Source organism: Sphingobacterium suaedae (assembly GCF_042684625.1).
GTDB lineage: Bacteria > Bacteroidota > Bacteroidia > Sphingobacteriales > Sphingobacteriaceae > Sphingobacterium > Sphingobacterium suaedae.
This window is the reverse complement of the sequence record NZ_JBHULR010000004.1, coordinates 508,395-523,874: the sequence shown is the minus strand read 5'-3', so window position 1 is coordinate 523,874 and position 15,480 is coordinate 508,395. Positions and strand designations below refer to the sequence as shown.

At 44.5% G+C, this 15,480-nt stretch carries 9 protein-coding genes; 4 read left to right on the top strand and 5 right to left on the bottom strand.

Going from position 1 to position 15,480, the window contains the following annotated elements; translation table 11 throughout:
* Nucleotides 1-85: 85 nt before the first annotated feature.
* Genes ACFSR5_RS11735 through ACFSR5_RS11725 form a run of 3 tightly spaced genes read left to right on the top strand, consistent with a single transcriptional unit; the run spans nt 86 to nt 3,444 of the window.
* Nucleotides 86-1,174 (top strand): zinc-binding dehydrogenase, encoded by a 1,089-nt coding sequence (locus tag ACFSR5_RS11735; RefSeq protein WP_380903947.1) that lies wholly within the window; start codon nt 86-88, stop codon nt 1,172-1,174.
* The gene (locus ACFSR5_RS11730; protein ID WP_380903945.1) at nt 1,168-2,430 is read left to right on the top strand and encodes an MFS transporter; all 1,263 of its coding nucleotides are present in this window, start codon (nt 1,168-1,170) and stop codon (nt 2,428-2,430) included. The genes ACFSR5_RS11735 and ACFSR5_RS11730 overlap by 7 nt, the downstream gene beginning before the upstream one ends.
* Before the next feature lie 21 nt (nt 2,431-2,451).
* Nucleotides 2,452-3,444: a metallophosphoesterase family protein gene (locus ACFSR5_RS11725; RefSeq protein WP_380903943.1), complete on the top strand. Its 993-nt coding sequence runs from the start codon at nt 2,452-2,454 to the stop codon at nt 3,442-3,444.
* Nucleotides 3,445-3,581: 137 nt separating this feature from the next.
* Here the strand turns inward: ACFSR5_RS11725 and ACFSR5_RS11720 are convergent, their stop codons facing one another.
* Nucleotides 3,582-5,102, bottom strand: coding sequence for an arylsulfatase (locus ACFSR5_RS11720; protein ID WP_380903941.1), 1,521 nt, complete (start codon nt 5,100-5,102; stop codon nt 3,582-3,584).
* A 275-nt stretch (nt 5,103-5,377) separates the two neighbouring features.
* On the opposite strand from ACFSR5_RS11720, the gene ACFSR5_RS11715 reads away from it, so the two are divergent.
* Complete coding sequence (locus ACFSR5_RS11715; RefSeq protein WP_380903939.1) at nt 5,378-7,624, top strand: glycosyl hydrolase family 95 catalytic domain-containing protein; 2,247 nt, start codon at nt 5,378-5,380, stop codon at nt 7,622-7,624.
* Nucleotides 7,625-7,953: 329 nt separating this feature from the next.
* On the opposite strand, the gene ACFSR5_RS11710 is transcribed toward ACFSR5_RS11715, so the two are convergent.
* The 4 genes from ACFSR5_RS11710 to ACFSR5_RS11695 form a co-directional block, all read right to left on the bottom strand.
* Entirely contained in the window at nt 7,954-9,672 is a 1,719-nt protein-coding gene (locus ACFSR5_RS11710) for a RagB/SusD family nutrient uptake outer membrane protein (protein WP_380903937.1), read from the bottom strand.
* 19 nt (nt 9,673-9,691) lie between these two features.
* On the bottom strand, nt 9,692-12,679 hold the full coding sequence (locus ACFSR5_RS11705; RefSeq protein ID WP_380903935.1) for a SusC/RagA family TonB-linked outer membrane protein: 2,988 nt from the start codon (nt 12,677-12,679) through the stop codon (nt 9,692-9,694).
* A gap of 944 nt (nt 12,680-13,623) precedes the next feature.
* Complete coding sequence (locus tag ACFSR5_RS11700) at nt 13,624-14,400, bottom strand: porin family protein (protein ID WP_380903933.1); 777 nt, start codon at nt 14,398-14,400, stop codon at nt 13,624-13,626.
* Nucleotides 14,397-15,473, bottom strand: a complete 1,077-nt coding sequence (locus ACFSR5_RS11695) for a PCMD domain-containing protein (protein ID WP_380903931.1) — start codon at nt 15,471-15,473, stop codon at nt 14,397-14,399. The genes ACFSR5_RS11700 and ACFSR5_RS11695 overlap by 4 nt, the downstream gene beginning before the upstream one ends.
* Nucleotides 15,474-15,480 lie beyond the last annotated feature (7 nt).

Below are 15,480 nucleotides of genomic sequence, written 5' to 3'. Positions count from 1 at the left end.
GAAATATAACAATTACTTAATACGGAAACAAGCTACAATACTAAACTTTTGTTTAGTATTGTAAAACATTTGTATATTTATAACAATGGAAAAACGGACAGGCACCTACTACATCTTTAATAAACCGCATGCCCCACTAACCGAGCATTCGGAGAGCATCCCCATGTTAATGCATGGTGAACTATTGGTAAAGATCACGTACGCGACATTATGCGGTAGTGATTTACATACCTATGCTGGCTTAAGACAAGAGCCTTGTCCGACGATCCTAGGTCATGAAATCGTGGGAATTGTGGAAGAAATCGAAGCATCACACACGGGACTCGACGGAGCAGGCGTTCCTATCAACCTCGGCGATACCATCACATGGACTGTTTTCGCCAGCGATCCAACGACCGGCAGCTATTCCGCAGAGACACCACAGAAGAATACCGATTTGTACAAATACGGACATCGACAATTAACCGAAACCGACACATTCCACGGTGGACTGGCGACACACATCATCTTGCGGGCACATACACATATCCGTGTTCTTCCCAAACATATACCCCTGGCTGTCGCAGCGACGATCAATTGTGCTATAGCAACGGCTGCGGGAGCCATACGCCTAGCAGGAGATATGACGGGTAAAAATGTGCTCATTTCGGGCATGGGCCTTTTGGGGCTGACCGCTGTCGCCATGTGTAACGAATTGGGCGCAGCACATATTGTTGTAACAGACATAGATGAACAAAGATTGACACTCGCAAAGGAATTTGGAGCATCGATCCGCATCATTCAAGGCATGACTAAATCGAACGATCTTCCCACAAAAATTGATCGTTTTATTGACATGAGCGGCTCGCCGGATGCTATGGAATTAGGCATAGAGCAATTGCATATCAATGGATGTGCAGTTTTTGTAGGCGCGGTTTTTAAGCAACGAAAAACCCAAATCGATGCGGAACAGGTTATTCGTAAACTACTCACAATTAAGGGACTGCACAACTACAATTATACAGACTTTTCCTTTGCCGTCGATTTTATGATCGCGCATGGACATAAATACCCCTTTGCACGGCTCATTGAAAAGGAATATACGTTGCAACAAATTAACGACGCATTTTCATTCGCATTACATAAAAAACCCATTCGCGCTGGCATTAAAATTAATAATAATGAATCATGGTGAGGTCAAGCACTAAGAAATTCAGACAGGATCAGTGGCGAATGCTATGGGTTACTATGTTTTGCTACTTATTTTTTTACACAGGGCGCCATAATTTTGGTTGGGCAGCAAAGGGTATGGCCAATGATTTGCAAATTACGTTTACACAAATCGGTTGGATCAGCTTCGCCATGTTAATGGGATATGCCATCGGACAATTGATCAATGGCAATTTAGCTGATCGGTGGAGCCCGAAGATCATGATCATTACGGGAGGTTTTCTTTCCATCCTGTGTAACCTTTGCATTAGTTTCGCACAGTCTTACGTTTCCGTTTTCCTATTGTGGACGTTAAACGGCTATTTCCAATCCATGGCTTGGGGCTCGGGCAGTAAACTAATCGCGAATTGGTGGGGCAGCGAAGAGCGCGGCAAAGCTTTTGGTTTTTATACCATGGCTGCAGGAAGTTCTTCTGTGCTCACTTTTTTGATGGCCCTCATATTAGTCCAACAAGAACAAAGTTGGCGAACCTTATTCCGCTATCCCATACTTTTTCTGCTCGGTGCACTTGTTTTGTTTCTTTTGTTCGCATACAGTCATCCTGCACGAAAAGGCTATACGTCATTGTCTGAAGAAGAGAGGCAACCGGACAAAGCTGAACCCAAACTGCATTGGAAAAAAGCGTATCTACACGTTTTTAAAAATAAAAACTTCATGATAGCCTCTCTAGCCATCGGTTTTCAAAGTATGGCGCGCTATGGCTTGATATTTTGGGTTCCAATTCATTTTTTAGGCGACCACTATAAAGACAGTAATGGCAACCTCTGGCTCACATTGCTGATTCCTATTGGCATGGCTGTTGGCGCCGTGTCGTTCGGTTATATCTCGGACGGATTGTTTGAAAAGAATCGGGCGCGATCGATACGGGCGGGTATGCTGTGTAGTTCGGCCGTCGCATTACTTATTTACTTCGTTCCTATTCCAAACCATTTCGTGGCAGCCTTGTTAATGTTTGCTGCAGGATTCTTCGTGTACGGCCCGCAAGCGAATTTCTGGACGTTAAGCCCAGATCTCCTGGGTACCAAACTGGTAGGAACGGGCGTAGGCGTCATGAATATGTCTGCGTATGTTTTCGCCGCAACAGGAGAACCCATTTTTGGTAAAATTATCGATTTAACACATAATACGGGACACATTTTTGTAATCGTCGCGATTATTTGCGCACTCTGCGCGTTCATTATTTCATTTGTTAAACAACCACGAATGGACGATTATCCCTAATTATAGTTAAAAATCTAAACCATGATAAACAGAAAAAAATTCATCAGATTGGGAGCTTGGGGAGTTTCCAGCCTTTTCGTCACCGCCACCCTTAGCAACTCCATAGTGGCAACTAATAGATCCAACAAGAAAACCAAGGTACGCTTTGGTATTATTAGCGATCTCCATTACGACTTGATGCATGATGGCGAGCAGCGTGCTCAACAATTTATTACGACCATGAAAAATGAGCTGCCTGATTTTATCATTCAGCTTGGTGACTTTTGTGTTCCTAAACCAGAAAACAAGAAATTACTGGAAATTTGGAATCAATTTCGTGGAGATGCCTTTCATGTTTTGGGAAATCACGATACAGATGGTGGATATAGCGCAGAACAAACCTTAACCTTTTGGCAAATGCCTGCCCGTTACTACTCCTTTGACAAGAATGGTTTTCATTTCGTAGTACTGGATGGAAACGAAAAGTCTGAAACGAACAAGATAAGCGGTTACCCCCGAACAATCGCATCCGAGCAACGTCAATGGTTAAAAACAGATTTACAGAAAACGAATTTGCCCTGCGTTATCTTCTGCCACCAAGGTTTGGATAATACAGACAATGGTTTAGATAATGGTATGGAAATCCGCTATCTACTAGAACAGATCAATCGGAACGCAGGGTTTAAGAAAGTACTATTGGTATGCAGCGGGCATCACCACCTGAATTATCACAATGAAATAAACGGCATACATTATGTACAGATCAATAGCGCTTCTTACTACTGGGCCGGAGAAGATTACACCGGAAGTGGCCTTCCGGATTCCGTATATCGAACGCACCCCATACTCAAACATACCTTAATCTATAAAGATCCTATTTGGGCAGTCATCACTATCGACATGGAAAAGAACATCGAGATAGATGGTTCCGAAAGCTCATTAGCAGGACCTGACCTTGCTCACTCTGGAATCGACCAGCAGAAAAGCGTATATCCTATCACGGCAAAAATCGATTCGAGAAAATTACGCTATTAAATAGGACGGCACGCATACATAACCAAATAAAGCTAAATCGAAATTGGAAACGACAGTAAACAATACTACTGAACGGTCTGCCACGTTTTTATAATACGAACAAGGCAGACCAGTTAAGCGTATTTCGAGTCCGAAAACTAAAATTTCGGATCAACAAATTCCCATTCCCTGATAGGTGCTTGCTGGTGCTCCTTTTGTACAATACGATCAAATTGTCTTAGCAGTTCTGGATGCCTATGAGCAACATCATTACGTTCTGCACGATCGTCTTCTAAGTTATACAACTGCCAAGGACTATGCGCATAACCTTTTTTTCGAACATTCAGCTTTATTGCCTTCCATGGCCCCATCCGGATCGCTATTTGTCCGCCTTTTTCCGGATATTCAAAGTAGAGGTATCGATGTAGCTCTTGTTCATCTTTATGCCCCAATAAAGTCGGAAGCAAGGAAATTCCATCACTATCTATATCCTTTTGGCCAGTGAGCTCCGCAAAAGTTGCCATCATATCATATTGTACAGAGATGTGATCACTTACGGTTCCCGGCTGGATATGGCCAGGCCAACGTGCTATAAGCGGCACGCGAATCCCTCCCTCAAAAACATCCATTTTCAGTCCACGGAGTCCGCCAGCACTATTAAAAAATTCAGGTTGCACACCTCCATTAAATGTCGCACCATTGTCGCTAGAAAACAAAACAAGGGTATTTTTGTCCAATCCAAGTTCTTTTAACCGGGCAAGAAGTATTCCAACTTGATCGTCCAGATAAGTGATCATAGCCGCATAGGTGGACAATGGATAACGAGACGGGTTATATCCGTTCTCGCCATAATACGGTTCTTCCTGGGGAAATTGTCCGACATATCTGTCTACATACGTTTTAGGAACTTGAAGGCCAACATGGGGAATGGTATAAGGCAGATATAAAAAGAAAGAGTGCGTCGTATTATCTGTTATAAACTGAAGCGCTTTTTGCGTCATCTTTGCTGGTGCGTAGTCATTTCCATGAAATTGTTCAAAGGCTTCGTCGCGTGCATCCTCCGGTTTGATTGACTGATGTACAAATACATACGGATTGTCTAACGTAACCCACTGTCCATTTTCCCACAAATGGGTCGGATAATAATTATGCGCTTGTTTTTGATCCAAAAACCCGTATGCATAATCGAATCCCTGTTTTTGCGGATCTCCTGTCGTAAAAGACATACCTAAACCCCACTTACCAACAATAGCGGTCTTATATCCCTTGTTTTTTAGCATGTTCGGGATAGTCATTATCCCTTCAGGTAACGGCATCTGTCCTCCCTCTGTGGAATCCTGAAAACCTCCCATTTCATAATTTCCACGAATGTAAGCATGCCCCGCATGCCTGCCGGTTAATAACATGGCACGCGACGGCGCGCATACCGGAGCAGAACTGTAATGTTGCGTGAATCGAATCCCCTCCTCAGCCATATTGTCAAGATGAGGGGTTTTAATCTGTGTTTGTCCATAGACACCTAATTCACCATACCCCATGTCATCTGCATAAATATAAATGATATTGGGATGTTTTTGTTGTGCAAAAACGGAGACTTCTACCCCTAGCATAAGCAACAATAAGAACCTGCTTTTTGTGAAGAATCGTGTCCCCATGTCTTTCCATATTATAGTTTTCATCTGGTAGTCCATGCCAATAAAGGTTTTTAAATGTTTAGTATTTATAAATATAAGCAAGAATTCTTACTTTACAGATATTTTTCCTGAGCACGTCAATTTACGGAGCCCCTTTGTAAAATTAGAACCGGTCGCCCGAGAACAGCCTAAAAACCAGAACATACTCTATAGCACGCATCTATACAATTAAATGACCAAAATAACACGACATTACCAGCAAATTGTTTAGCATAAATTAATCCAAAGAATTATCTTCGTATCATAAACCTAGCAAAAAAATGATAACTCGGTCCGTATTTTTCGTTTATATGGTATTACTTTCCGTAACCGTTCATGCGCAACCAACTCCTGCACACCAGCTCCGTTTTGACCATCTTGCCAAACAGTGGGACGAAGCGATTCCGCTCGGCAATGGCATAATTGGGGCATTGATTTGGCAAAAAGAGCAAACCATGCGCATCTCCTTAGATCGTGCGGACCTTTGGGATGAACGAACCGCGTTTCCTATACAGGATCACAACTTTGAGTGGGTAAGACAACAAGTCGTTGAGAAGAATTATAGTGTTGCACAGGCTTGGGGAGACGGTCCCTACGACGCCTTCCCGTATCCAACGAAGTTACCCGCTGCCGCCATATCATTTCATCTCGAACAACTAGGAACAGTTAAAAGCAATGTCTTGGATATCGCTACCGCTACACACTGCATCACTTTTGATAACGGAACTACCTTTACCTCTTTTGTTCACGCTTCGAAACCTGTGGGTTATTTTGAGATCGCAAACTTCGATGGACCAGACCCTATTCCCCAGCTTATACCTCATCAATATGGAAAAGATCAGGAGAACGGCACCACCGTATCGGTGGTAGAAGGACAACGCCTGTCGCGATTAGGATATAGGCAAGGTACCGTGAAACACAACGACAAAAAACAACGCATTCATCAAACGACATACGGAAATGAGTATTTTGAGGTATTGTTACAGTGGAAAAAAATATCGCCATCGAGGCTCGTCGGTTTATGGACAATAGTAAACAACCGGAAAGCGGATTTAACGCAAGATCTAGAAGGTCTCCACAGCGGAAATTTTAAGCAGACACATGTAAACTGGTGGCGGGATTTTTGGTCAAAATCAATGGTTTCGATACCCGACAAAACGCTGGAGCGCCAATATTTTTTCGAAATCTACAAACTGGGCTGCGTGTCCCGTAGAGGAGCTCCTGCCATTACTCTTCAGGCCATTTGGACAGCCGACAACAACGGATTACCCCCTTGGAAAGGTGATTTCCACAATGACCTTAACACGCAGTTAAGTTATTGGCCAACCTATACAAGCAACCATCTGACGGAAGCAAAAACATTTGTCGATTGGCTATGGAATATCCGACGGAAAAACAAAGCCTATACCAAACAGTATTTTGGCGTTGACGGACTGAATGTTCCTGGCGTGGCGACACTTAGTGGTGATCCAATGGGTGGATGGATACAATATGCTCTATCTCCTACGGTGAGCGCGTGGACGGCGCAGCACGTTTATTGGCAATGGAAATATAATCCCGACGAGCGCTTTCTCAAAGACACGGCTTACATCTATATATCGGAAGCAGCTACTTATCTAAAAAACATAACACACATCTGCAATGGAAAACGTTACCTACCTTTAAGTTCTAGCCCAGAATATAACGACAATAAGCCAGAAGCATGGTTTACGGATTGGACAAATTTCGATCTGTCACTGGCGCACTACCTCTTCGAGATCGCTGCCGAAACTAGCTACGCCGCCGGTAAATCGAAGAATGCGGCAATGTGGCTTGACATCAAGGCAGAACTTCCGGAATTAGCATCTGATGAAAGCGGACTCCTCGTCGCCACCAATCAGGCTTTACAACATTCGCATCGCCATATGTCTCCATACATGGCTATCTATCCTTTAGGATTACTCGACGCGAATAACCCCTCAGATCGATCGTTAATAACCCAGTCTCTGCGTCACTTGGAAAAGCTGGGTACCCGATCTTGGGTTGGCTACTCGTTTGCGTGGATGGCTTGCTTGTATGCACGCGCAGGCGAAGGCGACAACGCTCTTCAGCAGTTACAAAAATTCGCAAACAACTTTTGTTCAGTCAACTCTTTTCATTTGAACGGCGATCAACGCGGCGGCCAGTACTCTGCTTTCACATACCGCCCCTTCACCTTAGAGGGGAACTTCGCATTCGCACAAGGTATCCACGAAATATTGTTACAAAGCAAAGGCAATTATGTGGAACTTTTTCCGGCAGTTCCAACAAGTTGGAAAAATTTCTCCTTTCATAATTTTAGAACAATCGGAGGATTCCTGATCAGTGCCGAACAAAAAAACGATAGGCTCCAGTCACTAAAGATCCGCGCGGAGCGAACAGGGAAACTAGTCCTGCTTTTCAACAAGAAGCTGACCCATGCCGACGGTCGTTCAATAAAACAAGAACACGGCCGATACGTAATCCCATTAGCTAAAGGAGAACAAGTAGAGCTCAAACAAGCGGTCTAATCCATTCGACAGAATAAGTGCGAATAGGCAATGCTTCGGATCCATGGTTGAGGCGGGAATTCTTCAGGATCAACCAACGAAGATTTACCGCATCGCTATGCGCTGTTGGCAAAGATGCTTCCATCTTAATTGAGGTTGAACGAACTCCACCGTCCCAAAATTGAGCGAGACAAAGATGGCGTACAGCAATCGAACATTGCTGTTGGCGGTGTGGCCGCCCGTAATGCAAAAGGAGGGTGTTTCGCAACAGCCTCCTAACCTACTTCATAAACAGTGTCCTCCATCATTTTTTTGAAACAACGTGCTGTTTCTGGCCATGCTATGCTATATTATTCATAACCTGGATTCTGTTTAAACTCGTCCTTATTCGTCACAGCCCCCAATTGCGCAAGCGGGATAGGACGTAAAAGGTGATACGGCCGTATATTAGCCGCAATATCCGGATTCGTCATTTTAACCCGCTGCTCCAGTTGGCCGAGCCGCTTAAGATCAAACCATCGAGTCTGTTCTCCACCGAGTTCACGCGCACGCTCATCCAGAATAAAATCTGTCGTCACCATCGCTCCCGTTATTTCCATAGCATCCGCATGCCCAGGAAGTGCCGCGCGACGTCGTACACTATTGATAAAACGTGCTGCCGAATCCAATTTACCCAGTCGGAATTGAGCTTCCGCAGCGTTGAGGTAAACCTCTGCTAACCGAATAATCGGTGCATTACGTGCACTGTTGGTTTCCGCGGCGGTCGCACGGGTGGGATCATCAAACTTCTTTAGGGAAAAATATTGCCTAATATTCTTCACTGTACCATTGCTATTGTACAAATCATCCCGGTCATAGGTTTTGTAACGATAACGATGTGTATACAGCTGATCTGCATTGGGGAGTACTTTTTTGGTTATCCATATTGCGGTATCACCGACGGTATACTTTGGTTGGCCCACACGCGCGGCTAAAGCTGGATTATGTGAGACCTCTTCTACCGTCCACACTGGAATAGTAGATGCGTTATTCGCAAGCCACGCCTGTTTAAATGTAGCATCAAAACGACTGTCTATCGCCTCATTGAACAAATCCAGGTAATGCAGTGTTGGTATCCATCTACCTTCCGGAAAACCATTAACAACATCTTGCTTCATTCCTGGCAAATCGCTATATTCCATCAAGAAAAGGCTATGTCCACGATGCCCGCTATTGCCCGACGGGGCATTCAAGTTAAGGTTCGTTGCATAATTTACGGCCCATAGGACTTCGTTATTTGTTTCATTGGCCATCTGCCATAAATCAGCGTATCTTGGCAATAAGCCTTGTCCGGATTCGTCGATCACCACTTTGGCCAAATTACTGGCCGCTTGATAATCGCCTTTCGTCAAGAGAACCTTGGATAGAATAGCCAGAGCGCCGGTCTTGGTTATCCGGCCGTAGTCCGCCGTTGTCACCGGAAGGTTTCCCGCCGCAAATTGCATATCGTTTACAATCTGTTCGTATACCGTCACAACCGACGTGCGGTTAGCTACCGTTACCATTCCTTTTGTTGGTTCAAGTGTAAAATGCACATCGCCAAATGCCTGTACCAACAGAAAATAATACCAAGCTCGCATAAAGCGCAATTCCGCCTCAGCTGATTGCCGACGCGCAGGTGTCAGCCCCGCTTCGTCAATACGGCCCAAAGCAGTATTACAAAGATTAATCGCCGCATAGCAAGGCGTCCAGAGATTGGTATTTACCCAATAGTTATCCGCTAACAGTCCGCTGTACGTCGTAATCGCGGGATTTGGGGAAGACCCAAAGACAGTGGAATTTCCATTTTTCGCCGAAGGCGCCCATAAATCGGTCCCGGCTTCCAATAAGGCAAACCCTTCCTCCTTCCCGTACAAATTCCTGTTGTAGGTATATGCCCCATTGACCGCTGTCTCAAAACCTTCAGCAGTCTTGAACAACGATTCTTCCGTCGCATTAGACGGATTATATTCTTCTAACTTCTTATTGCACGCTGACAGCGTAACCATGCCGGCTAGTATGGCCAATCCGATATATGAATTTTGTTTCATTTGATAAGCTCGTTAAAAATTAAAACGTAATGTTGAGTCCCATAACCACCATCTTATTCAGTGGTTGATCCACCACTCCCTCACTTTCCGGATCGAAATCTGGATTATTTTTGGAGTAGAACCAAAGGTTTTTACCGGATACATAAAGGCGTGCCTTCGCAATTTTCAGATGGTCTAGTAACTGATTTGAGAGGCTATAACCCAACGTAATATTGCGTAATTTGACATACGAATTTTCTTTTTCGGTAAGCGTTGTGATATAATTCATAGGCCGCGTAACGTTTGGTCTTGGATAGTCATTGGACGGATTCTCTGGCGTCCAATAATTAAACGGCGCTCCGTTTTGCGAAGCGTTTCTATAATACTTCGCGTAATAATCCGAACTCATCCATTGGCCGACGCGGGCTATCAAAAGGATATTTAAATCAAAGCCTTTATACCGAAAATCATTATTCAAACCTCCTGTCCAATCAGGAACCGCCGAGCCAATAATTGTCCGATCATCTGTCGTAATTTTCCCATCTCCATTTAGGTCTGCCACCTTGATATCGCCTGGCAAGGCTCCAAACGTCGCCGCCAACTCCTCTTCGTTCTGCTGCCAAATACCGGTTTTTACGTAATCGTAAAATATAGTGGGAGACTGCCCAACCAAAAGACTTTTGCGATAATCCGCATCAATTACGTTTCCATTTGGCAATTCCACAATCTTCTCCCGGTTTCGCGCAAAGGTGATGGTAGACTCCCATGTGAATTCGCTGTCGCGCAAAATCTGGCCCGTCATACTCAGTTCAAAACCACGATTACGAGTTTTACCAAAATTGCGGTTAATCGTACTCACACCTGTAGAAGACGGCAGGACATAGGACGAAATCAAGTCGTATGTCAATGCGTCATAATAGCCTAGACTACCCGTCAATCGACTGTTCAACAAGGAAAAATCCACGCCAATGTCTACTGTTTTCGTCTTTTCCCACCGTAGATCCGGATTCCCGATCAGTGGATTAATTGTATACGTTATTGCCTGTACATTTCCATAAGCAAAATTTGTCGAGGTAAGACCACTTTGGGTGCCATAAGGTGCAATCACGTCATTTCCTGAAATCCCAAATCCCGCACGCAATTTCAGGTCGTTAAAAAGCGTTTGATCAGCCATAAATGCTTCGTCTGATATACGCCATGCTCCAGCAATGGACGGAAAAAATCCCCACTTATTGCCCGGCCCCAATTTCGAAGAACCGTCTCCACGTCCGGTCATCGTCAACAAATATTTTCCTTTGTAGCTGTAATTAACTCGTCCAGCGAAAGACAGCAGATTCCACTTCACATAGCTACTGGCTACCGTTGGATTGATGCCCGACCTCAAATTAAAGACTAATTGACTAGGAAACGTTTGGTTATCACTTGTCAAGCTACTGGTAGTCGTTATCGCTTGCTGATACGCCGTAATCCCGGTCAGTGTCAAATCGTGATCGCCCAGGGTTTTTCGGTAAGTCAATACATTTTCCCAACTGATCGTATTGTTTTGCGCATTGGCGATCGCGCCGCGTGCCGTGCTGCCGTTTCCATTAATCGAATTTTTACCATAATAGGTGCCACCGGCATAACTTTCCTGTACAGTAGAAAAGGTGGACCGCCAGGTAATATCTTTCCCTAACGTAAAATTCAGGTAAAAGGCTCCACTAAAGCGATTTGTCTTCCGGTTACTATACCACTCCCCCGGCTGATCATCTAAAAGCGGACTACGTTCTGTTCCCCCAACGGGATAAATAACCACATTGCCCTGCTCATCATAAGGTACACCCAACGGGATAGCTTTGAAAGCTAAATTAAACGGATCCCTCCGCATGTTATTATTCGTAAAAGCATACGAAACATTCGCTCCCGCGCTTAACCAGTCATTCAGCGTTTGCTCTAGATTGAGCCGTGTAGAATAGCGCTTGAAGCGATCGTTTTTTAAAATCCCTTTCTCATCGAAATAGCCACCAGCAAAATACAACTTCGTTTTCTCATTGCCCGCCGATATGTTTATATTATAATCTTGTTGCAAACCCTTGTGCATAATCAAATCCGGCCAATTGATATATTGTTTGTTCTCGATGGCTTTTAATTCCTGAGCATTAAAGACTTGGCCATCGTCGGCAATACTGCTCCATTTTCCGGCAGCTCGGTAAGCCTCCCGTTTAAAAGCAATGTATTGTTCGCCACTTTGGACCTTCCCGTATTTAGAGCTTTCCGTTATACCGGTATATCCGTTGAACGATAGTGCAGTACGCCCTGCACTCCCTTTCTTGGTCGTGATAATAATTACGCCATTAGCTCCACGAGAACCGTAAATTGCCGTGGATGATGCATCCTTTAAGACTTCGAACGATTGGATATCATTTGGATTAACATCCGCCATGTTGGCATATTGAATGCCGTCAATGATATACAATACATTGTTCGAAGATGCTGGATTGGCGATGGAGCGCGTTCCTCGGATACGTATATTCGGTGTTGCCCCTGCGTAGCCGTTCGTCCTCGCGATATCTGCACCAGCGATCTTTCCTTGCAAGGCTTCCACCGGATTCGAAGCGGGCACCTTGGTTGTCTCTGCTCCCTTGATCGAAACCACGCTTCCTGTTAAATCTCTTTTCTTAACAGTGCCATACCCGACCACAACCACATCCTCTAAATTTGTAGATGATGTTTGAAGCAAAATACGTACGTGACGATCGGTCGGAATAGCCACACGTTTAGATTCGTATCCGACAGCGGTCACTGTCAATTCGGTGTTTGTCCCCATGTCACTGATCTCGAATTCACCTTCCGCAGATGCCAGAATGGAAGTTCCGGATTCGCCTAATTGTACGGTGGCCCCTTCAATAGGCTTACCTGTCTGAGCGTCCACAACCTGACCCGTTATTTTTTTTTCTTGCGCCAGCACCGATGTCGAAAAGAGTGAAACGGTCAGGCAGAGAACGACTGTGCGCCAAACGCAATAATTAAAAACCTGTAGTTGTTTCATGGCTGTGTTTTAAAGTGATAAAAAAGTCCGTTTGTTCGTCGCTGTCTTTTGCCTCCGAAAGAATGAAAGGCGTCCGCATTCCCTTTTTGACGTGCATCCCGAAGGCTCATTCCAATAGAAATTGTCATATTCATTGTCTCTTAAGTTTATATTCATGGATGGATATTTCATTTTTTTTTAGGCAGCCTGCCGCAAGTTTCTGGGCACAAAAAAGCGCCGTCGTATTTCTAGAAGAAAGACAATATAATACACTAAATATATTTTATAGGATCTATTCGATTTATAAAAATTAAACAAAAACTTATAAAGAGGCGATGCTCTTCATTATTTTAAAACCTATAAAATAAATAATTACAACTAATATTTTTGGGTTTAAATCATAACACGTTTATAAGAACTAAACAAATTAACAGAAAAAGAAACGAGCGTTTCTATGGAAGATTAGCAACTAAATATACGATATTAACATAAACAAACCGGCTACATAAGGGTGGCGTTGATTTCTGCTTCCAAAAGGTTACGCCGATAGTATAGAAGTTGCCTCTCACATACGATCTTCACATCGCCTCCGTGAATTGAGGATCAGCAAACCCGCCGACCTCAAAATTCTTTAAAGATCTTCAATGGCGCATTTCCCATCCGGGCATACGGTGGTTTTATTCAGGTAACCTTCACTATGTCGTTGATGCCATATTTACGATATGATCAAGAAGTTGAACCTTATCCTCTTTATGCCTGCCACCATGACGCCATACCCTATATTTACAAGCTGACATCCGTTAATATCTCGAAAAAAAGACCGATGTTCACATCGTTGATGGCAATCGACTGGATATACGCCGCTAACACTCCCACTCTTGGTATGGCGGCTAAAAAACGGCAAAAAGAAGGAGCCTGATGCATGCATATACACCAGGCTCCTTCTCTACAGCGCTGTTTGTGGATTACCAGAAGCGATAGGTTCCGCCCAAGTTGACGTACATATGATGCAATTTATACCCTACACCCCGGAAGTCGTCTGGAAACAGGGGTTGTAAGCCCAACTGTGCCAAGGCAGAAACTTCCCAACGATCGTCGATTTTACGTGTTCCTCCCACGAGTAAGCCCCAATCCCATTTTCGAACTTGATCAGCAAAATCAAATGTCGCCCTGTCTATCCATACTTTCTCTCCTAATGAATTTCCTTTCCGTATGTAACCATCCGAAACCGATCCTTCGAACGAAGAAGACAGTAGCCGAGATGCATAAGCTCCTACTTTAATATCCCATTTGTGGAACCGATACGACGCAAATACGGGTAGCGTGAGATAAGTTTGCAGAGATTTGGTCTCATTCGTTCCCGTGAAGTCTCCCTCGAACGATCCTCCATCGTCGCCTCCACCATTATTCACAGATATGATGGTATGAAAATACTGTACACTATCCGTAACCCGCATTCCTTTGCTTTCAATCCGCAACCCCGTACCGACACGCCATGCATTTGAAAGCTCGTAGGTAGCTTCATATCCGAGGGAGGGTGTAAAGAGCGGAGAATAGCTTTTGATTTTACGGATCGTATTGGGCAGCGAAAAGGGTGCCGTGGCACCGATATTATAACCAATGGAGACTTTGTGCTGTATATTTCGCCAGCTAAACTTACTGCTGGATTCCTGCGCAAACAGAACGTTAGTATGCGTTAAAAAGACCGCAACTACGATAACCTGATTAAAAAAACATCTCATAACTTGGGAACAATGCGTAAACTATCCACCACCAATTTCGATCCGACAGCACCTCTGTACTGATTGCCTTCAGCACTGGACGACGCGACGATCGCCATCATCAAATTCTCGCCAATCACCACGCCGGGCTCATAAACAAAAGGAATATCAAACTTCGTAAAACTTGCCCGGTCGCTCCCGTCAGGAAGCTGTGCACGTGCGATTACTTTATCCGATGTCATGATATTTGTTGCATTCAACCGGTCCGGGCCGTTGAACAGTACGGCATAAATATCACATTTATCCTTCACTCCAGCTTGAACCTGACCCTCCCGGTTGATAAATTCCGAACCGGAGGTATAGTGATAGTACCCCGTAAAACGATCCGGTAAGCCAACATAGGGTTGTCCAAATTCCGTTGCTGCCAGAGGATTTTGAAGAGCTTGTGCGGGATTGAAATCGCCTAAAAACAAAGAACCAGCGAATAGACGGATACCGATCAACTCCGACAGGAAAGTCCCTTTTATCGTGACTAGCTCGGCCCCACGAGTACCCTGAAGTCCTTCTCCTGAGCGCGTTGGATATGCATCTGGACGTTTAGCGACACCGGACAAGGCTACGCCTGGATTTCCGGATGACCACAATTGTACATCATCTTCTTCAACGGGATATTCGTATCCGTCTGTTGCGTGACGAAGCCAGGTTTCAAAGTTAAAATCCCATTTACCTACATGGAGCACTTTCACGGTATACTGCTTCTTATTCTGACCGGATGCGGAAGTGACTTCGTAAACTACCCCCTCCCCATCGAAGGTAATGGCGGTTCCAGATGCAGGTTGTACGGTCGCGCCAGCAGATACAGTTATCGTCGGACGGACACCCTTTTCGAAAGCGTCTTTTGTCAGATTTAGCGTGATGGTTCTATTGATCTGATCGATAAATACATTGCCAGTCAATTGACTGCGGTCAATTTCGAAAGTTTCAATGTCCGCTTCCGGATTCAACGGGGCATCTTTGATGCATCCATACAGCAGAACGACCATCAGTATGCACCCGCTGATCGCACTTCCTATACGGTTCTTTTTGTGTATCATATATTGT